The sequence below is a fragment of the Cellulomonas fulva genome, from assembly GCF_018531375.1.
In the GTDB taxonomy this organism is placed as follows: Bacteria; Actinomycetota; Actinomycetes; order Actinomycetales; family Cellulomonadaceae; genus Cellulomonas; species Cellulomonas fulva.
On record NZ_JAHBOH010000001.1, the window covers coordinates 2,833,660 to 2,856,814 of the forward strand.

At 73.4% G+C, this 23,155-nt stretch carries 26 protein-coding genes; 16 read left to right on the plus strand and 10 right to left on the minus strand.

Translation table 11 applies throughout. From position 1 onward, the window contains the following. The first annotated feature begins 1 nt into the window (after position 1). The 5 genes from KIN34_RS17415 to KIN34_RS12630 all read left to right on the plus strand — a co-directional run bounded on the left by KIN34_RS17415 (position 2) and on the right by KIN34_RS12630 (position 4,101). Positions 2-1,288 carry a DUF881 domain-containing protein gene (locus tag KIN34_RS17415; RefSeq protein WP_214351080.1) on the plus strand — a complete coding sequence of 429 codons (1,287 nt, stop codon included), beginning with the start codon at positions 2-4 and terminating at the stop codon, positions 1,286-1,288. 138 nt (positions 1,289-1,426) lie between these two features. Next, a complete protein-coding gene (locus KIN34_RS12615; RefSeq protein WP_214351083.1) occupies positions 1,427-1,885 on the plus strand; it encodes an FHA domain-containing protein in 459 nt (152 codons plus the stop codon). Between the two features lie 49 nt (positions 1,886-1,934). Beyond that, the gene (ftsR, locus tag KIN34_RS12620; RefSeq protein WP_307858220.1) at positions 1,935-2,750 is read left to right on the plus strand and encodes a transcriptional regulator FtsR; all 816 of its coding nucleotides are present in this window, start codon (positions 1,935-1,937) and stop codon (positions 2,748-2,750) included. 76 nt (positions 2,751-2,826) lie between these two features. Further along, entirely contained in the window at positions 2,827-3,342 is a 516-nt protein-coding gene (locus KIN34_RS12625; RefSeq protein ID WP_307858221.1) for a bifunctional nuclease family protein, read from the plus strand. 174 nt (positions 3,343-3,516) lie between these two features. Further along, on the plus strand, positions 3,517-4,101 hold the full coding sequence (locus KIN34_RS12630) for a MerR family transcriptional regulator (protein ID WP_214351086.1): 585 nt from the start codon (positions 3,517-3,519) through the stop codon (positions 4,099-4,101). A gap of 101 nt (positions 4,102-4,202) precedes the next feature. On the opposite strand, the gene KIN34_RS12635 is transcribed toward KIN34_RS12630, so the two are convergent. Continuing rightward, on the minus strand, positions 4,203-4,967 hold the full coding sequence (locus KIN34_RS12635) for a ParA family protein (RefSeq protein ID WP_214351089.1): 765 nt from the start codon (positions 4,965-4,967) through the stop codon (positions 4,203-4,205). A gap of 159 nt (positions 4,968-5,126) precedes the next feature. Here KIN34_RS12635 and KIN34_RS12640 point away from each other — a divergent pair, with 159 nt between their 5' ends. Further along, the gene (locus tag KIN34_RS12640; RefSeq protein WP_214351092.1) at positions 5,127-5,285 is read left to right on the plus strand and encodes a hypothetical protein; all 159 of its coding nucleotides are present in this window, start codon (positions 5,127-5,129) and stop codon (positions 5,283-5,285) included. Positions 5,286-5,322: 37 nt separating this feature from the next. Beyond that, entirely contained in the window at positions 5,323-5,817 is a 495-nt protein-coding gene (locus KIN34_RS12645; protein WP_214351095.1) for a GNAT family N-acetyltransferase, read from the plus strand. Positions 5,818-5,829: 12 nt separating this feature from the next. Here the strand turns inward: KIN34_RS12645 and KIN34_RS12650 are convergent, their stop codons facing one another. Then, complete coding sequence (locus KIN34_RS12650; RefSeq protein ID WP_307858222.1) at positions 5,830-6,885, minus strand: ankyrin repeat domain-containing protein; 1,056 nt, start codon at positions 6,883-6,885, stop codon at positions 5,830-5,832. A 119-nt stretch (positions 6,886-7,004) separates the two neighbouring features. Between KIN34_RS12650 and KIN34_RS12655 the strand changes: the two genes are divergently transcribed. The 5 genes from KIN34_RS12655 to KIN34_RS12675 all read left to right on the plus strand — a co-directional run bounded on the left by KIN34_RS12655 (position 7,005) and on the right by KIN34_RS12675 (position 10,713). Further along, positions 7,005-7,307, plus strand: coding sequence for a hypothetical protein (locus KIN34_RS12655; protein ID WP_214351097.1), 303 nt, complete (start codon positions 7,005-7,007; stop codon positions 7,305-7,307). A gap of 139 nt (positions 7,308-7,446) precedes the next feature. Continuing rightward, positions 7,447-7,944 carry a hypothetical protein gene (locus tag KIN34_RS12660; protein WP_214351100.1) on the plus strand — a complete coding sequence of 166 codons (498 nt, stop codon included), beginning with the start codon at positions 7,447-7,449 and terminating at the stop codon, positions 7,942-7,944. Positions 7,945-8,248: 304 nt separating this feature from the next. Continuing rightward, a complete protein-coding gene (locus KIN34_RS12665) occupies positions 8,249-8,914 on the plus strand; it encodes a hypothetical protein (RefSeq protein WP_214351103.1) in 666 nt (221 codons plus the stop codon). A 170-nt stretch (positions 8,915-9,084) separates the two neighbouring features. After that, entirely contained in the window at positions 9,085-10,059 is a 975-nt protein-coding gene (locus KIN34_RS12670; RefSeq protein ID WP_214351106.1) for a phosphotransferase enzyme family protein, read from the plus strand. A gap of 147 nt (positions 10,060-10,206) precedes the next feature. Continuing rightward, positions 10,207-10,713, plus strand: coding sequence for a heme-degrading domain-containing protein (locus KIN34_RS12675; RefSeq protein WP_214351110.1), 507 nt, complete (start codon positions 10,207-10,209; stop codon positions 10,711-10,713). 22 nt (positions 10,714-10,735) lie between these two features. On the opposite strand, the gene KIN34_RS12680 is transcribed toward KIN34_RS12675, so the two are convergent. The 3 genes from KIN34_RS12680 to KIN34_RS12690 form a co-directional block, all read right to left on the minus strand. Continuing rightward, complete coding sequence (locus KIN34_RS12680; protein ID WP_214351112.1) at positions 10,736-13,117, minus strand: ATP-binding cassette domain-containing protein; 2,382 nt, start codon at positions 13,115-13,117, stop codon at positions 10,736-10,738. A gap of 128 nt (positions 13,118-13,245) precedes the next feature. After that, entirely contained in the window at positions 13,246-13,656 is a 411-nt protein-coding gene (locus tag KIN34_RS12685) for a VOC family protein (RefSeq protein WP_214351114.1), read from the minus strand. Positions 13,657-13,666: 10 nt separating this feature from the next. Next, positions 13,667-14,119 carry a helix-turn-helix transcriptional regulator gene (locus KIN34_RS12690; RefSeq protein WP_307858223.1) on the minus strand — a complete coding sequence of 151 codons (453 nt, stop codon included), beginning with the start codon at positions 14,117-14,119 and terminating at the stop codon, positions 13,667-13,669. 74 nt (positions 14,120-14,193) lie between these two features. Between KIN34_RS12690 and KIN34_RS12695 the strand changes: the two genes are divergently transcribed. Both KIN34_RS12695 and KIN34_RS12700 read left to right on the plus strand, forming a co-directional pair. Continuing rightward, a complete protein-coding gene (locus KIN34_RS12695) occupies positions 14,194-14,628 on the plus strand; it encodes a helix-turn-helix domain-containing protein (protein ID WP_307858224.1) in 435 nt (144 codons plus the stop codon). Positions 14,629-14,663: 35 nt separating this feature from the next. After that, positions 14,664-15,065 carry a VOC family protein gene (locus tag KIN34_RS12700; protein WP_214351120.1) on the plus strand — a complete coding sequence of 134 codons (402 nt, stop codon included), beginning with the start codon at positions 14,664-14,666 and terminating at the stop codon, positions 15,063-15,065. Between the two features lie 18 nt (positions 15,066-15,083). On the opposite strand, the gene KIN34_RS12705 is transcribed toward KIN34_RS12700, so the two are convergent. Further along, positions 15,084-15,932, minus strand: coding sequence for an aminoglycoside phosphotransferase family protein (locus KIN34_RS12705; RefSeq protein ID WP_307858225.1), 849 nt, complete (start codon positions 15,930-15,932; stop codon positions 15,084-15,086). Between the two features lie 32 nt (positions 15,933-15,964). After that, positions 15,965-18,301, minus strand: a complete 2,337-nt coding sequence (locus KIN34_RS12710; RefSeq protein ID WP_214351124.1) for a rhamnogalacturonan lyase family protein — start codon at positions 18,299-18,301, stop codon at positions 15,965-15,967. A gap of 168 nt (positions 18,302-18,469) precedes the next feature. Between KIN34_RS12710 and KIN34_RS12715 the strand changes: the two genes are divergently transcribed. Then, entirely contained in the window at positions 18,470-18,961 is a 492-nt protein-coding gene (locus KIN34_RS12715) for a hypothetical protein (protein ID WP_214351127.1), read from the plus strand. A gap of 47 nt (positions 18,962-19,008) precedes the next feature. Here the strand turns inward: KIN34_RS12715 and KIN34_RS12720 are convergent, their stop codons facing one another. Then, a complete protein-coding gene (locus KIN34_RS12720; RefSeq protein WP_214352122.1) occupies positions 19,009-19,950 on the minus strand; it encodes an aldo/keto reductase in 942 nt (313 codons plus the stop codon). A 223-nt stretch (positions 19,951-20,173) separates the two neighbouring features. On the opposite strand from KIN34_RS12720, the gene KIN34_RS12725 reads away from it, so the two are divergent. Further along, positions 20,174-20,518 (plus strand): RNA polymerase-binding protein RbpA, encoded by a 345-nt coding sequence (locus KIN34_RS12725; RefSeq protein ID WP_214351129.1) that lies wholly within the window; start codon positions 20,174-20,176, stop codon positions 20,516-20,518. A gap of 49 nt (positions 20,519-20,567) precedes the next feature. Here KIN34_RS12725 and KIN34_RS12730 read toward each other — a convergent pair whose 3' ends face one another. Together KIN34_RS12730 and lnt are read right to left on the minus strand one after the other, a co-directional pair. Next, a complete protein-coding gene (locus KIN34_RS12730) occupies positions 20,568-21,356 on the minus strand; it encodes a polyprenol monophosphomannose synthase (protein WP_307858226.1) in 789 nt (262 codons plus the stop codon). Then, positions 21,353-22,915, minus strand: coding sequence for an apolipoprotein N-acyltransferase (lnt, locus tag KIN34_RS12735; protein WP_307858227.1), 1,563 nt, complete (start codon positions 22,913-22,915; stop codon positions 21,353-21,355). The genes KIN34_RS12730 and lnt overlap by 4 nt, the downstream gene beginning before the upstream one ends. Between the last annotated feature and the right edge of the window lie 240 nt (positions 22,916-23,155).

Sequence of the window (23,155 nt, forward strand, 5' to 3'; positions counted from 1 at the left end):
CGTGGCGGACCCCGACGAGGACGTGCCGCCGCCGAGCGTGCCGGCCGACGGCGACCGCCGGGCCGAGGACGCGCCCGTGCGCGCCTCGGAGCAGGCCGACGCGCGCCCGGTCACCGACGGCGCCGGCGCACCCGACGCGGGACGCCTCACGGCTGGCGACGGTCTCGCCGACGACGGTCTCGCCGACGACGGTCCCGCCGTCGAGCCGCAGGACGACCCGACGGCGGACCACGAGGCGCCGGTCCACGAGGCGCCGGTCCACCACGCGGCCGTCGACCAGGCGCCCGCCGAGGTCCGTCCTGCCGGCCCGGCCGTTCCCGACGAGCCCGCGTCCGACGCGGCGGTGCCCGACGAGCCCGTCGCGGAGCCCGGTCCCGCGCCGCAGGTGACCGGCGACGCGCCCGCTCCGGCGCCGTCCATCAGAGCGGCGGCCACGACGACGACCGTCGCGCCGACGGACGGCCCGACGGCGACCCCGGAGGACGATGCGGCAACCGAGCCGGCAACCGAGCCGGCAACCGAACCGGTCGTCGAACCAGCAACCGACCCGGCAGGCGCCTCGCCTGCCAACGGCTGGCGCGTCCTGGGCGCCTCGCTGCGTCCCCGCGCGACGCGTGCCCAGCTGCTCGCGGGCGTGCTGTGCGCGCTGCTGGGGTTCGCGGTCGTCGTCCAGGTCCGGCAGAACGACGAGAGCGCGCTCGCGGGCCTGCGTCAGTCGGAGCTCGTCCGCATCCTGGACGAGACGACGGAGCGCGGCGACCAGCTCCGCCAGGAGGTCTCGGACCTGCGCGGCGAGCGGGACGAGCTGCTGTCCGGCTCGGACCGGCAGCAGGCGGCGCTGGACTCGCTGCGGCGCAGCGCCGTGACCCAGGGGATCCTCTCAGGCCGGCTGCCCGCGGAGGGCCCGGGCGTCGAGGTGCTGCTCGTCGACCCCGAGGGCGGGCTGCAGCCCACGACGATGCTCAACATGCTCGAGGAGCTCCGCAACGCGGGCGCCGAGGCGATCCAGCTCAACGACCAGCGGATCACGGCCAGCTCGTCGTTCACGGGCACCCGTGGCGCCGTGGCGCTCGACGGCGTCGAGCTCCAGGCTCCGTTCACGTGGCGCGCGATCGGCGACCCGGAGACGCTCGCGATCGCGCTGCAGATCCCGGGCGGCGCGATGGCGACGGTGCGCGGCGCCGGGGCGTCCGGCGAGGTCGACCAGCTCGACCTGGTCCAGGTCACCGCGGTGCGGGCGCTCCCGGACCCGGCGTACGCGACGCCCGTCCCGCCCGAGGGCGGCTGAGGTGCCGCGCGAGGACGTGCAGCCGTTCGGAGGGCTGCGCCGGGCTCCCGCGTTGCATAGGGTGGGGCGATCGGCGACGGGTCTGTCGGCGGTGGGTCATGTGCACATCCGCACCGACGGTGCGAGCGGGGAGGTCTGATGATGGACGACGAGCGGACCACACGCACGCCCGGCGGCCCGGAGACCACCGTCAACTTCGGTCAGCTCTCGCCGGTGGAGATCGAGCAGGGCGCGCCGGTCGGCCTGACCCCGGACGAGTCGGCCGCCGTCCACGCGCTGCCGCCCACGTCCGCGCTGCTGGTGATGCAGCGCGGCCCCAGCGCCGGCGCGCGGTTCCTCCTCGACGCCGAGCGCACGGTCGCGGGCCGGTCGACGCAGGCGGACATCTTCCTCGACGACGTGACCGTGTCGCGCAAGCACGCCGAGTTCGTGCGCGACGGTGCGCACTTCGTCGTACGGGACATCGGCTCCCTGAACGGGACGTACGTGAACCGGACCCGGATCGACCAGACGGTGCTGCGCTCGGGGGACGAGGTGCAGATCGGGAAGTACCGCCTGACCTTCCACCCGAGCCCGCACCGCGAGCCCGAGGCATGACGCGCGCCACGACCATCTCCACGACGACACGCGGCCGCAGGTGCCGCCGGTGAGCCCGGCGAGCGGGGGGCGCGCACGGCGGCACGTGGACGAGGTCCCGGACGTCCCCGACGTCGCGCAGGAGCCGTCGCGGTCCGGCGCACCCGACGAGCCCGCCGCGCACGAGCCGTGGCCGCGCGGCCTGTCCCGCCGCGCGTCCATGCGGATCTCCGACGTGCTCGCGGCGCTCCAGATCGAGTTCCCGGCCGTGACGCCGTCCAAGCTGCGCTTCCTCGAGGAGCAGGGACTCGTCGAGCCCGTCCGCACGCCTGCGGGGTACCGGCAGTACTCGCCGGCCGACATCGAGCGGCTCCGGTTCGTCCTGCGCCAGCAGCGGGACCGGTACATGCCCCTGCGCGTGATCGGCGAGCGCCTCGCGGCGCTCGACGCGGGCGAGGAGGACGAGCCGACCTCGCGCGCGCGCCTCGCGGCGACGGACGGCGTCCTGCAGCGGGCCGACGAGCGCGTGGGCGCGGCCGCGCTGGCGCAGGAGAGTGGGGTCGAGGCGGAGTTCGTCGCCGAGCTCGTCGCCGCCGGCGTCCTCGTCGCGCGGCCGGGCGGGACGTTCGAGCCGTGGGCCCGCGAGGTCGTCACGACGGCGGCTGCGCTCGCCGAGCACGGCATCGACGTCCGGCACCTGCGCCAGTTCCGGCAGGCGGCCGAGCGGCAGGCGGACCTGGTCGACCAGGTCGTCGCGCCGTGGCGGGGTCAGCGCAACGCGTCGTCGCGCGCGCACGCCGCGACGCTGGCGGCCGAGCTCGGGGAGCTGTGCGCGCGGATGCACACGGCGCTCGTGCGGGCCGCCGTGACGGACGTCGCGCCCTGACTGCGACCGGACCCCGTCCGTGGCCCGGCTGCGCCGCCCCGCTGCCGCATCGGCCCGTCCGACGTAGCGTGGAGGCGTGGAAGAGCCCGAGCTGGTCGTCGTCGAGGTCGTCGGGGTGCGTCGGCACCCCGCGGTCGAGGAGATCGTCGTGCTGCTTCTCGACGCGGAGTCCGAGCTGGTGGTGCCGATCATGATCGGGCCGGCGGAGGCGGGAGCGATCGCCGCCGCGCAGGCCGGTGTGGTCCCTCCCCGCCCCATGACGCACGACCTGCTGCGCGACCTGCTCGTGGCCGCGGGCGAGCAGGTGGTGGGCGTGCGGATCACGCGTCTGACGGAGGGCGTGTTCCACGCGGAGATCGAGCTCGGCAACGGCGCCCGGGTCGACGCGCGCGCCTCGGACGCGATCGCGGTGGCGCTGCGGTTCGGGGTCCCGGTGCGGTGCTCGGCCGAGATCGTCGCGCTGGCGGGCATCGAGGTCGTCGTGACGGACGGCGCCGAGGGCGCCGAGGAGGACGTCGAGCGGTTCCGGGAGTTCCTCGACCAGGTCACGCCCGAGGACTTCGAGACCGGCAAGGAGCCCGAGGGCGGGTGACGACGGCCCGCGAAGGGTGAGCGGTGTAGCAAAAGTCTCAAGTTGAGGTTCAAGGTGAGACTCGCCGACGGCGACACGCCCCGCGTGTCGTTGCGTCCGGTGACCCGGGTGCCTAGCGTGGGGCCAGGCGCACCGCACGGACGTGCGAGACCGGGCGCGACGAGTGGAGGAAGCGTGCTGAACGAGAACGCGGAGGACGTCACGAGCGTCCCGCAACGCGCGCAGGGCCTCCTGTTCGACGACGACCTGCCGGATCTCGACACCGCGACCGGCTACCGCGGCCCGACCGCGTGCCGTGCCGCCGGCATCACGTACCGGCAGCTCGACTACTGGGCCCGCACCGGGCTGGTCGAGCCGTCCGTCCGTCCCGCGACGGGCTCCGGCACCCAGCGCCTGTACTCCTTCCGGGACATCCTGGTGCTCAAGGTCGTCAAGCGCCTGCTCGACACGGGCGTGTCGCTCCAGCAGATCCGCTCGGCCGTGAGCCACCTGCGCGAGCGCGGGGTCGACGACCTCGCCCAGATCACCCTGATGTCGGACGGCGCCTCGGTCTACGAGTGCACGTCGGCGGACGAGGTCATCGACCTGGTGCAGGGCGGCCAGGGTGTGTTCGGCATCGCCGTCGGCCGCGTCTGGCGCGAGGTGGAGGGCACGCTCGCGGAGCTGCCGACCGAGCGGGCCGAGGACGAGCAGGAGACGCCGGGGGAGCACCCGAGCGACGAGCTCGCGCGCCGTCGCCAGGCGCGCAGCGCGATCTGACGCGCAGCGCCAGCTGATCTGCCGCCTCGAAGGCCGGCCACCTCCGGGTCGCCGGCCTTCGTCGTCTCCGGCGGCGGAACCGCTCGGACCGGCGCGCTCGCTCAGCGGCGGGGTGCCCGCAGCGCGCGGTCCAGGAGGGCCTCGAACACCCGCGAGAGCTCGGCGGCGGCCGCGCCCGGCCACGCGTGCACGGGCTGCGCGGCGCCCTGCGCCTGCTGCAGGGCGGCGCGCTCGGGCACGTCGGGGGAGAGGATCAGCGGCCCGTACAGGGTCCGCAGCTCGTCGAGGCGGTACGCCTGCTCGAGGGAGCGGGCGCGCACGCGGTTCACGACGATCCCCAGCGGCTGCAGCGTCGCGGCCGGCCCCCGTCGGAGCTCGTCGATCGTCCGCATCGCCCGGCCGACCGCCATCACGGCGAACAGCCCCGGCTCGGTGACCACGACCGCGCGGTCGCACGCGGTGAGCCCGAGCCGGGTCAGCGAGCCCAGCGACGGCGGGCAGTCGACCAGCACCAGGTCGTAGTCCCGGACCCACGACAGCGCGTAGCGCAGGCGGTCGAGGTCGCCCTCCTCGAGCCGGTCGTGGCGCGCGCTGCGCTCGGAGCCGGGCAGGACGTCGAGCCCCTCGTCCGCCCACGTGCTCGGCGTCGTCGCCGCGCGCACCGACTCCTCGCCGGGCTCGTCGAGCACGCTCGCGACGTCCGCTCCCTCCGGCCGCACGCCGAGCGACATCGTCGAGTCGCCCTGCGGGTCCATGTCGACGACGAGCGTGCGCAGGCCGCGTTCGAGCGCGGCCGAGGCGAGGCCGAGCGTCACGGACGTCTTGCCGACGCCACCCTTCAGGCTGCAGACACCGAGGACGAGCACGACGCCACCGTATCGGGTGACGGCGCCCGACCGGACCAGGTCCGACGCGCGACGACCGGTGCGCCGGGCTCGTCGTCCCGGTCGCTCGCGACGACGTGCGCGCAGGTCAGGTCCGGCGGACACTGTCCGCAGGACGACGCGACCACGAGGAGACCCGACATGAGCGAGCCCGACGCGCGCACGGCGGCCGTCCCGCCCCTGGACGCGAGGGACGCCGTCCCGGAGCTCGAGTACGACGAGACGATCGCGCCCCGGCCGGAGGAGGCCGTCGCCGACGTCGCGCGTGCCCGACCCGACCCGCAGGGACACGGCGGGTGAGGACGGCGCACCGCCTCGCGTACGGCATCCTGTGACGGTGCAGATCAGATTCGCGACCGAGGACGACTGGGACGCCGTCTCCCGTATCCGGCTCCGGGCGCTGCGCGAGGACCCCGATGCGTTCGGGTCGTCGCTGAGCCGCGAGGAGCGGTTCAAGGAGAAGCACTGGCGCATGCGCGTGCGGACCGTGCCCACCTGGCTCGCGGTCGACGACGCGGGGGAGCCGCGCGGACTGGTCTCGATGCTGCAGGAGCCCGGCTCGCCCACCGACGACCGCCACGTCGTCAGCCTGTGGGTCGCCCCCGAGCAGCGACGTCAGGGCATCGGCTGGGCGCTGCTCGACGCGGTCCGTCAGGCGGCGCTGGCCGACGGCGCCCGGACCGTGTCGCTGTGGCTCGTCGACGGCAACAACGCAGCCGGCGACCTCTACGTGCGCGCCGGCTTCACGCGCACGGGGGAGCGCATGGCCCTCCAGCGCGACCAGGACGTGCTCGAGGAGCGGTACGTCCTCAAGCTCCCGCGCCACCTCTGAGCGCGCGCCGTCTCACCGCGCGTAGGCGGGAGCGGCCAGGCCCATCGGACGCGGGTTGAGCAGCACCCACCCGACCGCCAGCTCGGTCATCCGGGAGAGCTCGTCGGCACGCGCTGCGCCGGTACGGACGGTCGCGACGAGGTGGGCCGCCTCCTGGCGCTGGTCGTGCGGCAGCGGCGTGCCCGACGCCAGGTAGTCGGGCACCGCGTCGGTCATCCGACGGAAGTCCGCGTCCCAGTTGATGCTGCCGTTGTCGAGGATCTCCCGCCCGAGCCGACCGCAGACGCGCACGACCTCGCCCTGCACCGTGAGTGCCGCGCCCCGAGCCGGGACCAGGAGCCGCCAGAGCTCGGCGTGCTGGTCCGGCCAGGTCGTCGCGGAGACCTCGATCGGCGCGGACCCGTCGTGGCGGCGCAGCGGCGGCACCGGTTCCACCTCGAACAGCTCGTACAGGCGCGCCAGCCCGGCATCCGTGTCCGCGAGGTAGTCGGGGTTGAAGGCCTCTCGGCTGAACTCGAACGACTCGCCGATCGCCGTCACCCGCGCCCGCATCGCGTCGTCGACCGTGGCGCCCGCCGTGAGCAGCACCGCCGCGAGCTCGCTCGTCGGCGCGATCGCGAGGTTCGTGCAGCGGTCCAGTGCGACGGCCAGGGGAGTGCGACCGCCCCGGTCGCGCGCGGCCACGTCCGCACCGTGCCTGAGCAGCGCACGCACCCCGTCCACACGCGCGCGTCCCGCCGCGTGGTGCAGGGGAGTCTCACCGAGGTAGTCGACCGCCGTGACGTCCGCGCCCAGCGACGTGAGCAGCTCGACCGCACCGTCGTCGAGCCGGTGGTGCAGCGCGGTCCGCTCGTGGGCGTCCCGCGCGTCGACGTCCGCGCCCCGGTCGACGAGCCAGCGGGCGAGGTCGTCGGGGCACTCCGTGAAGCTGAGGGTCGTGTGACGGGAGGACCCGCCGGTCGCGTCGACATGACAGCGGTCGAACACACGTCGCATCGCCTCGATGTCGCCCTCGGCCAGGACGGACGCGATGTCGCGGGGGAGCGTCTTCCTCCTCGGGAGCGGCACAGCAGCGACAGTAGCGCTGGTCGGGCCGCACGGCGGAGCTTCGGGCCGCTACCGTGTGGGCACGCCGGACGCGGTCGACAACGACGACGACCGCGTCGGCGCGACCGAGAGGAACCGGTGTGCGTCTTCGTTTCAGGCCGGCGGCGCTGGCGTGGCTCGGCGTCGCGTGCGTCGTCGTGGGCATCGCTACGTCCGGGCTGGCCCAGCGGCTCGTCATGTCGGGTTCCGCGGTCGCGGAGGTGCTCACGTGGATGGGCGGGTTCGGTGCGACAGTCCTCAACGTCGTCACGTTCGTGCCACAGCTGCTCGGCGCCGTGCTGATCGCCCTGGCCGTCGCGTTCCGCCGCAGCGACGCGCCGCACGGCTCGCGTGGCGCGGCGGGCAGCAACACGAACACGATCTCGACACCGCTCGACAACTGAGGAACGCCCCCGTGGCCCGGTCTGCCGCGGTCGGGCTCAGGGTGGGGACGTCATGTCCGGGCGGGTCATGAGCTGACGGGAGACCACGTGACTGACGATGTGCGCAATCGTGGACATGTCCCGATCACGGAGGAACCACGTGTTTGAGAAGTACGGTTTGCAGCTTGCTCTTGCCGCCGCAATCGCGACCGCCTTGATTGCCCTGATCGGTTATCCGCTCTCGCGCTACCGAGCGCGACTCGGTCGTCGCCGAATCCTTGCCCTGCGAGATGGATCGGCTGATTTCTGGTGGGTGGCCATTCCACCTGAGTTCGGTCGAAGATTGCCTACGGTAACGCCCGGCGGCGTGTCGATCTTGAGCGCCAGCCCGCGGGGTCTTGAGGTGTGGCTGCGGCGACCCCGGCCCTACAAGGTGTGGGCTGTGAGGTGGGAAGAGGTAGAGGACATCTACGTCGGACCGGTTCGTCGATGGACGGACGAATTCCGTGAAGGCATCGTGATCATTGCGCGACCGACTGGCGAGATGCGACTCGTCGTATGGAACCAGGACATGCGTAGCGGTTTTGCGGACTGCGAGATCGTGGCGAATGAGCTCTGGGAGGCCCGCGAGCGATCGTCGGGTCTGATCGCGGAATAGTCGACCTGCGCGCCCCCCGCCATCGGCGCCACTGAGCGTGTTGACGACGGCTGGCCGCCGCCCGCTGTGGCGCCAGGTGTTCGACGGGCCCACGACCACGACCAGACGCGGCCCAGCGCGCTGCGTTGGGCAGACTCCGCTGCCGCCGAGCGACGCGCTGCGCCAGCCCTGATCCCCGCCGGGTTGTCGCGGAAGCACGCCGAGCTAGCGGCTCGGGTCGCAAGACTCTTGATGCCGACGACATGAAGGAGACAGGACGTGGGTCGACACGGCGTCGGCGACCAGCGCACGCTGCGGAGTATCGATGGGACGAATCAGAGTTGCCCCGGCGGCGATCGTCTCGCTGCTGCTTCTGCTGACACCGTCCTCGGCCAGCTCGGAGGGCGAGAGCCGGGGCAGCACGTTCCCGACTGATGGCCCGGCCCGCACGGCCACGAGCGATCCATCGGCGCCGCTGCAGTCGCCTGACGCGCGGCGGCCCGCCCGGCACATCGATCCAGGGGCCGGCGGGAGCCGCGCGTACGGCGTGGAGTCCATCGAGGAGCTGGCGGCGCGTGCCGATGTCATCGTCGTCGCCAGGATGGGGGACGACGCCGTCGAGGAGCCTGCTGACGAGGAGGGGGAGAGCGGCCTGTCCGCGGTGACGACGAGCGCCGCCGTGGCGGAGTGGATCAAGGGCGATGGTCGAGCCACTCTTCCCGTCACACAGCTGCCCTTGGACCTCATGGCTGAGGAGATCTCGCGCCTGGATCCCGGCTCGACATACGCGCTCTTCATGCACGAGACACGTCTCCGGGGCTCCGCACGCTTCATCCTGGTGGGAGGGGTCGGGGCGTACAAGATCGAGCCTGACGGAAGTCTGGTGCGGTCGGACGAGTCGGCCGACACGTTCCCGCACCGCTACACCTCGCTCGACGCGCTGAAGCAGGACGTGTCCGACGCGCCGACACAGTGGGGCGAATGGCCGTAGTGCCGTACCGCTAGCGGCGGCTGGGCTCCTGCGCACGGCAGTCCTGGGCCACGGGTCGCCAGGTGGGGCGTGGCCGGTGTGGCCGCCGGGAGGCATGCCTGCTGGGCTCTGCCTCGCTCGATCGGCCGTGCCCGCCGGCGAGCGGGGGAGGGAGGGCTAGGGTCGGCACCGTGAAGGCGCCCTCGGTGACCATGCTGTGGGAGAGCGTCGACGCTCATGAGGCCCTCCTGGAGCGCTTCGGTTTCGCCGACGCCACCGCAGCTGCTCACCACCTCACGGTCGTGATCGCCGACCACTGGGACCTGCGCGTCACGTGCGAGCGCGTGGTCCTGAGCGACCAGAACCTCCTCGCGTGGGTGCACGCGGGCCCCCGTTCCTTCGTCGTCAAGGCATGTGCCGCCGAGGCGCTGTTCGCCCGTCTTGCCGGCATCGCGGAGGTGGTGGCCCTCATCGGCGGCAGGGGCCTGCCCGTGGCCGCGCCCGTGCCGGCGTTGGACGGTACCCACCGCGTGGTGGTCGCCGGGCCCGTGCCCCTGTCGGTGTTCGTCATGCCGCTGAACGCCGGCGCGCCGCTCGATCCACTCGATCATGCCGCACTGCGGGCGACTGGTGCGGCGCTGGCCCGGATGCACCGCGCCTTGGCCGAGGTCGACCCTGAGCTCCCCGGACCGGTGCCGCACGCTCTGCTCGGGGCCGCCGGCCCAAGGCCGGTCAGTGCGCCGCCGGAGGACGCACCCGCCCGCGCCCGCGCTCCACGAGCGGCCGCCCGGCTCGACAGCCTGCTCGGAGGGCTGGCGAACCTCGGCGACACCACGACTCTCGTGCACGGGGACGTCCGGGGGGCGAACGTGCTGATCGCCGACGGGGGAGCCGCCGTGCTGCTCGACCACGACAGCATGGGACTCGGGCACCGCGTGCTCGACCTCGCGCGAGGCGCCGCGACGATCGCGACCCAGTTCCGGAGCTGGGACCCACCGCCGCCCGGCGCCCACCTGCACGTGCTCGACGGGTACCGCGATGTGGCGGCACTGTCGTCGCTCGAGGAGCAGTGGCTTCACGCCGCGCTGCTCGCGGAGAGTCTGCGCCAGATCCCGGCCGGCGACGACCCCGCCGGCTGGGCTGTTGCCGTCGAGCGCGACCTCTGACCCGCAGGACGCACGCGAGGCGAGCCTGCCGGAGGAGGAGCAGTGCCGACGCCCGACGACGACGAACTGACATAATGTACATTATCGGCGTTTGCGCCTCAGCGGCCTGAGGTGCCCGTGGCAGGGCTTCTGCGGCACGATGAACGCATGAGCCAGCCCAGCGCTGCGTCCTCCGCAGCCCGGAACGACGAGATCACCGCGACGATCGCGCAGGTCGAGGCGCAGGAGCGCGATCTCGTCTTCACGAGGTTCGACAACGACGACGCCTGGGCGCTCGGCTGCCTGCTCGTCGAGCTCGCGACCGAGCGCGACCTGGCCGTCACCGTCGACATCCGCAGGGCCGGCCAGCAGCTGTTCCACGCGGCGCGGCCCGGCACGACGGCGGACAACGACAGCTGGATCGAGCGCAAGACGCGCGTCGTGATGCGGTTCGGCGCGTCGTCGTTCCTCGTCGGCCTGCGCGCGACCGCACGCGGGACGACGTTCGCCGACCAGCACGGACTCGACCTGCAGGAGTACGCCGCGCACGGCGGGTGCTTCCCGGTGCGCGTCGAAGGCGTTGGGTTGGTCGGCACGGTCACGGTCTCCGGGCTGCCGCAGGCCGACGACCACGCGCTCGTCGTGGAGGCCGTGCGCCGCTTCCTGGGCCGCTAGCCCGCTTGCCGGCGGGCGGCGGTCAGGCGCCGACGTACTCAGCGAGGTGCTGGGCCGTCAGCGTGGAACGAGCGGCGACCAGGTCGGCCGGCGTGCCTTCGAAGACGACCTTGCCGCCGTCATGACCGGCGCCCGGGCCGAGGTCGATGATCCAGTCGGCGTGCGCCATGACCGCCTGGTGGTGCTCGATGACGATCACCGACCGGCCGGAGTCGACGAGGCGGTCCAGCAGCCCGAGGAGCTGCTCCACGTCCGCGAGGTGGAGGCCGGTCGTCGGCTCGTCGAGCACGTACACCGACCCCTTCTCCCCCATGTGCGTCGCGAGCTTGAGCCGCTGACGCTCACCGCCCGAGAGCGTCGTCAGGGGCTGACCCAGGGTGAGGTAGCCCAGGCCGACGTCCGCGAGCCGGTCGAGGATGGTGTGGGCGGCCGGGGTGCGGGCCTCCCCCGCGCCGAAGAACTGCTCGGCCTCGGTCACGGACATCGCGAGGACCTCGGCGATGTTCTTGCCGCCGAGCGTGAGCTCCAGGACGGCGGCCTGGAACCGCGAGCCGCCGCACTCCTCGCAGGTGGTCGCGATGCCCGCCATCATCGCGAGGTCGGTGTAGATCACGCCGTTGCCGTTGCAGACCGGGCAGGCGCCCTCGGAGTTGGCGCTGAACAGTGCGGGCTTGACGCCGTTGGCCTTCGCGAAGGCCTTGCGGATCGGCTCGAGCAGCCCGGTGTAGGTCGCGGGGTTGCTGCGTCGTGACCCGCGGATCGCGGTCTGGTCGATCGACACGACGCCGTCGCGACGCGCCACCGAGCCGTGGATCAGGGAGCTCTTGCCGGAGCCGGCGACGCCGGTGACGACCACGAGGACGCCGAGCGGCACGTCGACGTCGACGTCCTGCAGGTTGTGCGTGCTGGCGCCGCGGACCTCGAGCGCGCCCGACGGCTCACGCACCGACGGCTTGAGGGCGGCGCGGTCGTCGAGGTGCCGACCCGTGAGCGTGCCGCTCGCGCGCAGCCCGTCGAGGGAGCCGGCGAACACGATCTCGCCACCGGCGGTGCCGGCGCCGGGACCGAGGTCGACGACGTGGTCCGCGATCGCGATCATCTCGGGCTTGTGCTCGACGACGAGCACCGTGTTGCCCTTGTCCCGCAGCCGCAGCAGCAGGTCGTTCATGCGCTGCACGTCGTGCGGGTGCAGGCCCGCCGTCGGCTCGTCGAACACGTACGTCACGTCCGTCAGGGAGGAACCGAGGTGGCGGATCATCTTGGTGCGCTGCGCCTCTCCCCCGGACAGCGTGCCCGACGACCGGTCGAGGCTGAGGTAGCCGAGGCCGATCTCGACGAACGAGTCGAGCGTCTCCCGCAGCGTCGCGAGCAGCGGCGCCACCGACGGCTCCGAGAGCCCGCGCACCCAGTCCGCGAGGTCGCTGATCTGGATCGCGCACGCGTCCGCGATGCTGATGCCGTCGATCTTGGAGGACCGCGCGCCCTCGTTGAGCCGCGTGCCGTCGCAGTCCGGGCAGGTGCCGAACGTGATCGCCCGGTCCACGAAGGCCCGGATGTGCGGCTGCATCGCGTCACGGTCCTTGGACAGCATCGACTTCTGGATCTTGGGGATCAGGCCCTCGTACGTGACGTTGATGCCCTCGACCTTGATCCGGGTCGGCTCCTTGCGCAGCAGCGCGTCGAGCTCCTTGGGCGTGAAGTCGCGGATCGGCTTGTCCGCGTCGAAGAACCCGCACCCGCGGAAGATCCGGCCGTACCAGCCCTCCATCGTGTAGCCCGGGATGGTCAGCGCGCCCTCGTTGAGCGACTTCGTCTCGTCGTACAGGGCCGACAGGTCGAAGTCCGAGACGGTGCCCATCCCCTCGCACCGCGGGCACATGCCACCCGTGATGCTGAAGCTGCGGCGCTCCTTGGTCGTGGTCCCGCCCTTCTCGACCGTGACGGCGCCCGCACCGCTGATCGAGGCGACGTTGAACGAGAACGCCTGCGACGAGCCGACGTGCGGCGTGCCGAGCCGGCTGAACAGGATGCGCAGCATCGCGTTCGCGTCCGTCGCGGTGCCGACGGTCGAGCGCACGTTGGCACCCATGCGCTCCTGGTCGACGATGATCGCCGTCGTCAGCCCGTCCAGGACGTCGACGTCCGGACGCGGGAGCGTCGGCATGAACCCTTGGACGAACGCGCTGTAGGTCTCGTTGATCAGGCGCTGCGACTCCGCCGCGATCGTCCCGAAGACCAACGAGCTCTTGCCCGAGCCGGAGACTCCGGTGAACACCGTCAGGCGCCGCTTCGGGAGCTCCAGGCTCACGTCCCGCAGGTTGTTCTCCCGCGCTCCGACGACGCGGATGAGGTCGTGCGAGTCGGCGGTGTGCGGCGGTGCGGCGGTCCCGGCGGTGGCGGTCATCCGTGTCTCCCCGTGTCCCCTCGTGGTCCCGGCGTGCCCCGGGCGCGCGGCGTGGTGCGCGGCCCTGGTGAGCCGGGCACCACGCTAGCCGCCCCCGCCGACAAGCCGGTGGCGACGGCCGCGGGCCGTCAGGCCGCTGCGTTGATGCGGATGAGGTTGCCGGAGGGGTCCCGCACCGCGCAGTCCCGCACGCCGTAGGGCTGGTCGGTCGGCTCCTGGACGATCTCGGCGTCCGCGGCCTGCAGCCGCTCGAAGAGCCCGTCCAGGTCCGGCGTGGCGAGGGTGACCGCGCCGTAGCTGCCCTTGGCGATGAGCTCGAGGATGGTGCGCCGCTCGTCGTCGGTGATGCCCGGGTCCACGGCCGGCGGGTGCAGGACGATCGAGGTGCCCGGCTGCCCGGGCGGTCCGACGGTCAGCCAGCGCAGCCCGTCGTACCCCACGTCGTTGCGGACCTCGAAGCCGAGGAGGTCGCGGTAGAACGCGAGCGTCGCGTCCGGGTCGGTCTGCGGGAGGAACGCGTAGTGGATGGTGATGTCCATGGCCGTCACGCTAGGCCGTGGCCGCGGGCCGTGCTTCTCGATTCCTGACCGGTCGCGTGACCTGCTTGGCGTGGCAGGACGGCAGCTCCGGCGCCGGTCCCGTGCCCGCCGGCCGGTGCCGCGCGCGGTACACGCTCGGCGGCACGCCCACCAGCTCGGTGAAGCGCGTGCTGAACGTCCCGAGCGACTGGCAGCCGACGGCGAAGCACACGTCGGTCACCGACAGGTCGCCGATCCGCAGCAGTGCCATCGCGCGCTCGATCCGGCGAGTCATCAGGTAGGCGTACACGGACTCGCCGTACGCGAGCCGGAACTGACGGCTGAGGTGCCCGGCGGACATGCTCGCGCCGCGTGCGAGCGCCTCGACGTCCAGCGGCTGCGCGTACTCCCGGTCGATCCGGTCCCGCACCCGGCGCAGCCGGGCGAGGTCCCGCAGCCGCTGCTGCTCGTCGGAGGTGGTCACGCACCGATCCTGCCCCGTCGACGGGCGCCTGCCCACCTCCGGACGCGTGTCGGGCATGGGCCAGGATGGGCGCCGTGACCCGGGAGAGCGAGGACACCAACCGGCGGCTGCTGCGCGCCCGCGACGCGATGGACCGTCGGTACGCCGAACCGCTCGACGTCGCGGCGCTCGCCCGCGTCGCCTGCATGTCCTCGTCGCACTTCGCGCGCGAGTTCCGGCGCGTCTTCGGCGAGACGCCGTACCGCTACCTGCAGCGGCGTCGCGTCGAGCGCGCCATGTTCCTGCTGCGCACGACGAGCTCGAGCGTGACGGACGTGTGCATGGAGGTGGGGTTCACGAGCCTGGGCACGTTCAGCCGCACCTTCACCGAGGTCGTCGGCTGCTCGCCGCGCGCCTACCGCGACGCGACCGCGGGCCGGCCGCAGCCCGCGTCCGGATCGTTCGCGATGCGCTGGGGACGGCCGAGCAGTTTCGGAGAAGCGCACCTGCCGCCGGCGCCCCTAGCGTGACGGACGTCCGACCACGCACCACGAGAGGGGCTCCCATGCTCACCCGGAACAACCTGTCCTCCGTCTTCGTCCTCGACCAGGACCAGGCGCTCGAGTTCTACGTCGGCGTCCTGGGCCTCGAGGTCAGCGCCGACGTGGACTTCGGCCCCATGCGCTGGCTCACGGTCCGCGTGCCCGGCGACCGCAAGGAGATCCTGCTCGAGCGGCCCGGGCCTCCCGCGCAGGACGAGAAGACGGCGGAGCAGGTGCGCGACCTCGTCACCAAGGGCGCGGGCGGCGGGTGGCTCGCCTTCACGACCGACGACGTCGACGGCACCTTCGAGCGACTGGTCGCCGCGGGCGTGGACGTGACCCAGGAGCCGATGGACCAGCCCTACGGCCGTGACTTCGGGATCCGCGACCCGTTCGGCAACCACCTGCGCATCGGCGACGTCTGACGCTGCCACGACGCCACGTCAGAAGACGGCGAGCGCCTGGTCGAGCAGGCGCAGGCCCTGCGCCTCGAACGCCTCGTCGCCGACCTGGTGCGCCCACGCGGCGGTGGCGACGGCCTCGCGGAGCCGCACGCGATGCCAGGCCGCAGGTTCGCGCGGGTCGCGGCCGTAGCCCTCGAGGAACGCTGCCTCGAGCCGCGGGTCGCGCGCGAACTCCTGGCCCGCCAGGCGCGCCAGGTCGGTCATCGCGGGGCGCCAGGCCGCCCGCCCGAAGTCGATCACGCGGACCACACCGGAGTCGACCAGCCAGTTCCGGGGCTGCCAGTCGCCGTGGGTCGGCACGAGCGTCGCCGGCGCGTCGGGCCAGGTCGCGACGAGCGCGCGGACGTGGTCGACGGTCGCGTCGGCGATGCGGTGCCGGGCGCCCAGCCAACGCAACGTGCGGGCGTTCTCGCGCGCCTCGTGCTCGTCGTCGACGACGGAGGCCTGAGCGTGCAGCGCCGCGAGCAGGGTTCCTGCCTGCCGGTACGTCCGCTCGTCGTCCGCAGCCGGGGACCCGAGCACCAGCCGCCCGGGGAGCCACTGCCGGACCAGGAGCTTCGCCGCGCGGTCCGCTCGGAGCAGGGCGGGCGCGCCGCCGGTGGCGACCCACGGGTCCAGCCACCGCTCGTGCGCGTCGATCTCCCGCGCCAGGTGGTGGTCGGCTCCGTCGCCCGCCTTCACCAGCAGGCGCCGCCCGTCGTGCTCGACCTCCAGCACCGTCGTGCCGACGAGCCCCCAGGAGTGGTCCTTCACCACGACGAGCCCCGGGGCCCACTCGTCCAGCAGCCGCAGCTGGCGGTCGTCGAGGCGGGTTCCGACCGGGCGCACCCGCCGATCGTAGGGTGCGCCCGGCCGGCCGGTCAGGGGGTGTAGACCGAGGGCCGCGCCGGCGGGGTGAAGCCGTCGCCCAGGAAGAAGCCGGTGTGCGGCGGCTGGTTGTACGCGGTGTTCTGCCACGCGATCGCCACGCGGTACGTCTGGTCGTGCAGCAGCGTGGTCAGCCGCAGGCTCGTCGGGATCGGCGTCGCGTAGATCCTCAGGGCCGAGTCGTCGCTCGTCGGCCAGACGACCTCCTCCCGCCAGTCCCCCAGCAGGTCACCGGACAGCGACGGGGTGGACTTGGTCCCGTTGTTGGAGTGCACCCCGGACGCCGTCAGGAGCCGGGCGTCGCCGCCCGTGCCGTACTTGTCGATCCTGGTGCCGTCGAGCAGCTCCCGGACCGGGTCGCCGTCCCACCAGGCCAGGAAGTTGGTCGACGACGGCTTGCGTCCCACGCCCACGCCGGAGGTGTTCAGGAGCTGGGAGTCGGACGACGACCACGACTCCGCGCCCGGCGAGCCCGCCCACACGTCGTCGGACACCCCACGCCCGTTGTCCCCCTTCGCGGCCGTGCGCCACAGGATCTGACCGGTACGCGCGTCCGCCATCCAGGAGTCCGGCTGGTTCGCGGACTCGGTGACCTTGTAGTACTCGAGGCCGGGCCGGCTCGGGATCAGGTCGCCCAGGTGCCCCGCGTCGCCGTGGCCCGTGCGGGTGTTCCACAGGACCCGGCCGTCGTCGTCGATCGCGGCCGCGCCGTAGACGATCTCCTGGCGGCCGTCCGCGTCGACGTCGGCGATCGCGAGCGAGTGGTTGCCCTGGCCCGCCACCGCCGAGTTCCCGGAGGTCGAGCTGTTCGAGTCGAAGGTCCAGCGCCGCGTCAGCGTCCCGTTGCGGTAGTCCCACGCCACGACGACCGCGCGCGTGTAGTAGCCGCGCGCCATGATGATCGACGGCCGCACGCCGTCCAGGTACGCGGTGCCGGCCAGGAAGCGGTCCACGCGGTTGCCGTAGCTGTCGCCCCAGCTCGAGACCGTGCCGCGGGGCGGGACGTAGCTCGTCGTCGCGCCGACCGAGCCGTCGCGGCCCTCGAAGACCGTGAAGTACTCCGGGCCCGCCAGCACGTAGCCGGAGGAGTTGCGGTGGTCGGCGTTCGCGTCGCCGATCACCTGGCCCGTGCCGGAGCGGGTGCCGTCGGCCGTCTTGACCGCGACCTCGGCGCCGCCGTCCCCGTCGAAGTCGTACACCTGGAACTGCGTGTAGTGCGCGCCCGCCCGGATGTTGCGGCCCAGGTCGATGCGCCACAGGCGGGTCCCGTCGAGCCGGTAGCCGTCGAGGTAGACGTTGCCCGTGACGCCGGACTGCGAGTTGTCCTTCGCGTTCGTCGGGTCCCACTTGAGGACGATGTCCAGGTCGCCGTCACCGTCGAGGTCGCCGACGCTCGCGTCGTTCGCGGTGTAGGCCGCGCCCGGCTTGGAGATGGGCACGTCGAGGTAGCCGTTGGCGAACGTCAGGCTCGCGGCCGACGCCGCCTGCTCCGTGCCGTTGACCACGGCGCGCACGGTGTAGCGAGCGCTCGCGGACGCGCCGTTGTCGAGATAGCTCGTCGCCGTGGTGAGCGGGGACGACGTGATCCGCGTGCCGTCGCGGTAGACGTGGAAGCCCACGCCCGCCGGGTCCGTGCCGAGCAGCCGCCACTGGACCAGGTTCCCGCTGCCCGAGCGCACGCTGATCACGCCCCGGTCGAGCCGCTCCGCCTGCCACGCCCCCGCCGGGGGCGCCGTCGTGGTGGGCGTGGGCGTCGGTGTGGGCTGCGTCGTCGGCGTCGGCGTGGGCGTCGGGGTGGGGGTGGTCGTCGGGCTCGCCGTCGGGGACGACGAGGGCGAGACCGCGCCGGTGCACGTCGTGCCGTTGAGCGCGATGCTCGTCGGGACCGTGTTGGACGTGCCGGACGCACCGATGAAGCCGAAGCCGGCCGACCCGCCGGTGCCGAGCGACGCGTTCCAGTCGACGTTGCGTGCGGTGACCTGGCTGCCGCTCTGGGTGACGCTCGCGTTCCAGGCCTGGTTCACCGTCTGGCCGTCGGCGAAGCGCCACGACACCGTCCAGCCGGTCACCGCGTCGCCGAGGTTGGTGACGCGCACGTCCGCGGCGAAGCCCCCGCCCCACTGGCTCGCCACGGTGTAGGTGGCCGCGCAGCCCGCGGCGGCGGTCGCCGCCGGCGCGAGCGCGACGCCGCCGACGAGCAGGCCACCCACCGCGACTCCCGCGATCGCGGCGCCGGTCCCGGCTCGAGGGCTGCTGCCCCCTCGTCGTCGGCGCTCCCCCGTTCGGGGTGCCGTCGGGATCGGGTCCGTGGTCCGTGTGCTCCGTCGCATGCCGGGGACGCTATGTGAGCGCACACATCGGGACCAGGTCTCGGACGGTCCCGATCGGTGGCCGAATCGATTCAGCGCCACCCGACCCCAGCCCCCTGCCCCCGACGGCCGTCCACAGGTGCCGGCCCGCTCCCCCGCCGACCGCCCGCCGGCCGCACGCTCGTCGCCATGGTGACTCCTGCGCCCCACCCCGACGGCCACGGCCGCGACGCGATCGGCCCCGACGACCACCTCGCGGACGTGGCCGGGCTGATGGACCTCCCGGTGCGGGCGCCGGGTGAGGCGCTCACCGTGCTGGTGCCGATCGTGGGGCCCGAGGCACGCGGGCCGCTCGCCGTGTGGTGCCTGCTGCTGGACGCGGACGACCGCCCGCTGCGGCCCGTGGTCGTCGTCGACGACCCGCCCGACCCCGAGCTCGTCGGCCGCGGCTTCGGCGGTGCCCTGATGGAGGACCTCGCGGCCGCGCTCGACGAGCACGCGCTCGGGGGTTCGGTCGTCGTCGCCATCGTCGGGGAACGACGTCACCGGCCCGTGTGCACCTCCACGTGGGTCACCGCGCTGGCCACGGGCGCCGCGGCGGCGGGCGTGCCGCTGCGCGGCGTCGTCGTCGTCGGGCCGCGCGGACCGCGCGCGCTCGCCTGGCACCGGGGCGACGGGTGATCGCGCTGCGGGCTGCGGCGGCGCGGCACCACCCCCGCACCGCCCGCTCAGGCGGGCGCGGCGTCGTCGAGCGCAGCGAGCTGCTCGAGGTCCGGCTCCCAGAGGATCGAGGCGACGTTGGACCGCAGCTGGTCCGGCGTGCGCGCACCCGCGATCACCGACGCGACGGCCGGCTGGGCGGCCAGGCCGCCGAGCGCGAGCGTGGCGAGCGGGACGCCCCACTCCTGGGCGAGAGCGGTCAGCGCGTCGATCCGGTCGAAGTCCGCGCTCGCGAGGCGGTCCGGCATCCGGGACAGCCGCGACCCCGACGGGGCGTCCGCGCCGCGCGTGTACTTGCCCGTCAGCAGGCCGGACGCGAGCGGCACGTAGGGCAGGATGCCCACACCCGACGCCTCGGCGGCCGGCACCAGCTCCGCCTCGGCCGACCGGTCGAGCAGGTTGTACCGGTTCTGCGCGGAGACGAACGGCGTGAGCCCGGCGGTGCGCGCGGTCCAGTCGGCCTCGACCACCTGCCACGCGGCGAAGTTCGACGAGCCGACGTACCGGACCTTGCCCTCGACCACCAGCTCGTGCAGCGCCGCGAGCGTCTCCTCGACCGGGGTGGCCGGGTCCGGGGCGTGCAGCTGGTACAGGTCGATCCAGTCGGTGCCCAGCCGCCGCAGGGAGCTCTCGACGGCGCGCCGCACGTAGCGACGCGACCCGCGCGCGCCCCAGTCCGGACCGTTGAGGCCCCGGGTGTCCATGCCGAGCTTCGTCGCGACCACGACCTCGTCGCGGTGCGAGCCCAGCGCCGCCCCCAGGAGCTCCTCGCTCTGCCCAGGGCGGCCGCCGTACACGTCGGCCGTGTCGAAGAACGTCACACCCGCCTCGAGCGCCGCGTGCACCAGCGGGGCGACGCCCTCGTCCGGCAGCGTGGCGCCGAAGGTGTTGCACCCGAGTCCGGCGGTCGAGACGACCAGGCCGGAGTCGCCGAGGCGGCGGAACGTCATCTCGGGGGCGTCGGCGCGCCCGCCGCCCTGGTCAGGGCTCGCGTCGGTGGGTCCGGGGGTCGTCTGCGTGGTGGAGGTCACCCCCGCACGGTAAGCCTCTGCGGCGCTCTCCGCGTGCGTTCACGATCCCTTCACGCCAGGCTGGAACACTGGAACGGTCCCCACCGTTGACACCGGTGGAACTCACACTCGACGGCCGCAATCCGGCTACGGAGGCAATCCCATGGCGAACAGGTCCCTGCGTGGCATGCGCATCGGGAGCCAGAGCATGGAGTCCGAGGACGGCGTTGACTTCGCCCCTCGTCTTCAGGCGCACTACGACTGCCCCAACGGGCACACCATCATCCTGCCGTTCTCGGTCGAGGCCGACGTCCCGGTGGTGTGGGAGTGCCGGTGCGGCGCGGAGGCGCTCCTGCGTGACGCGTCCAAGCCCGAGGCGAAGCCCGGCAAGCCCCCGCGCACGCACTGGGACATGCTGCTCGAGCGCCGGACCATCGGCGAGCTCGAGGAGCTGCTCGACGAGCGGCTCGACCTGCTCCGCTCGGGCAAGCTGCGCCGCAGCGCCTGACCCCACGCGGACCGCCTCGGTTCAGACGGGCCGGTTCAGACGAGCTGGATCAGACGCGCTGGTTCGCGTCGTCGCTCCTGCTGCTCCTCCGGAACGCTCCCGCCACACGGCGGGAGCGTTCTGCTATCCCCCACTGCGTGACCTTGAGCAGCGCCTCCAGGACGATGTCCCGGCTCATCTTCGACGCGCCCAGCTCGCGCTCGACGAACGTGATCGGCACCTCGACCACGCGCGCCCCCGTCTGCACCGAGCGCCAGGCCATGTCGACCTGGAAGCAGTAGCCGCGCGAGGCGACCTCCCCGAGCGGGAGCCGGCGCAGCAGGTCCGCCCGGAAGGCCCGGAACCCGCCCGTGGCGTCGTGCACCGGGATGCCGAGCATCAGCCGGGCGTAGGTGTTCGCCCCGCGGGAGAGCCACTCGCGGTTCTTGGGCCAGTTGACGACCTCGCCGCCGGGGATCCAGCGCGAGCCGAGGACCAGGTCGGCGTCCGGAACGGCGGCGAGCAGCCGCGGCAGGTCCTGCGCGCGGTGCGAGCCGTCCGCGTCCATCTCGACCACGACGTCGTACCCGCGCTCGAGCGCCCAGCCGAACCCGGCGACGTACGCGGTGCCGAGACCGAGCTTGCCGGCGCGGTGCAGGACCGTGACCTGACGGGTGGCGCCCGCCGCGCGCTCGTCGTCGGCGATCGCCTCGACGATCGCCCCCGTGCCGTCCGGCGAGCCGTCGTCGACCACCAGGACGTCGACGTCCGGGGCGTGCTCGTGGAGCCGGCGCAGCGCGACCGGGATGCTCTCGCACTCGTTGTAGGTGGGGACGACCACCAGGACCCGCGTGCTCACGCCCGCTCCCCCCGGTCCGTCCCGCGCGTCCGGGCGGCGCCGACGGCGCCCGCGACCACCGCGCACACCGCCAGGACGTCGATCGCCCACGCCGGCCATGACCCGAGGCGCGTCGCCCAGGTCTGCGACGTCCGCAGCGGCAGCCGCGCGACCATCTGGTCCGCGGTGAAGAGCTCGGTGCGCTGGGTGACCGCGCCGTTGGGCTGGATGACCGCGCTGACCCCGACGGTCGAGATCTGCACGGTCGCGCGGCCGTGCTCCACCGCGCGCACCCGCGACATCGCGAGCTGCTGCACCGACTCGTCGGACCAGCCGAACGTCGCGTTGTTGGTCTGCACCACCAGGATCTCCCCACCCGCGCGCACCGCGGAGCGCACCACCTCGTCGTAGGCCACCTCGAAGCAGATCACCGTGCCGATGCCGACGGTGCGCCCGAGCCGGGACGACTCGAGGGGGATGTACCCCGGTTCGTCACCCGGAAGCATGTCACGGGTGACGAGGTCCACGGCCGACGAGAACATGCGGGCGACGCCGCGCAGCGGGATGTACTCGGCGAACGGCGCGGGATGCTGCTTCGTGTACGACGCGACCACGCCTTGTTCGGGCTCCCACAAGACCGAGGTGTTGTAGCGCCCGCCGGTCTCGGGGTACTGCACGGTCCCGACGAGCATCGGGGCGTCGACGGCCTGCGCCGCGTCGTCGATCAGCCCGGCCGCACGCTCGTCCGCCTGCGGGTCGATGTCCGTGCCGTTCTCCGGCCACAGGACCAGGTCCAGGTCCCCGGGCTCGACCTGGTCGAGCAGCGCGTACGTGCCCGCCAGGTGGTTGTCGAGCACCGCCTCGCGCTCACCGAACGCGTCCAGCCCTTGACCCGGCACGTTGCCCTGCACGGCACCGACCGCGAGCGTGCCCTCCTGCGCCGACGTCGGCGTCGGGACCAGGACACCGGCGAGCACGACGAGCAGCGCCGCCACCCCGGCGACCGACGCGCCGAGGAGGTTCGCCTGCCGCAGCGCGGCCGCTCCCTGGCCGAGCAGGACGCCGACGACGCAGACGAGCGCGCTCAGCAGCGGCACACCGCCCCAGGACACGAACGCGAGCAGCGTCGAGTCCGCCTGGGAGAACGCCAGTCGGCCCCAGGGGAAGCCGCCGAAGGGCCAGAACGCGAGCAGCTCCTCGACGGCGACCCACACCAGCGGGAACACGACGAGCTGCCAGCCGCGGCTGCGGCGGACCGCCTCACCGCGCCGCGCCCACGACCACGCGGCGCCGAACAGGGCGACGTACCCCGAGCACGCGAGCGAGAGCGCGAGCCACGGCACCAGGCCGACCGCGTCGTCCGCCCACGTGATCAGCAGCGGGTAGAACGCCAGGCCCCACACCAGGCCGACCAGCGCGTTCCACCGGGCGCTGTCGCGGCGGAGCGCGAGGTACAGCAGCGCGATGCCGACGAAGGCGGCCGGCCACCAACCGGGGTCCGGGAACGCCAGCCGCATCAGCAGGCCGCCCGCGACCGCGAGCACGAGCGTCCAGGTGCGGGACGGTCGGGCGGCTGGCACCGGCTCAGCCTAGGCGAGGAACCCGTCGGTTCCGACCAGCGGTTCCGGGCGGAGGCCGACCGACCGGCCCGCGTGTCCTTCGTACCGGTCGCGCGCGTGAGCGCGCACCGTTGTCTACTGAACACGCGGGCCCGGTCGGAGCCCCTGGATCCGGTTCGGAGCGGGTGCTGGACCCCTCCTGTCCCGTCCCAGTCCGGCGGTGGTGGCGACCTCGTCGTCCCCGTCCTCCGGCGGTGGGTC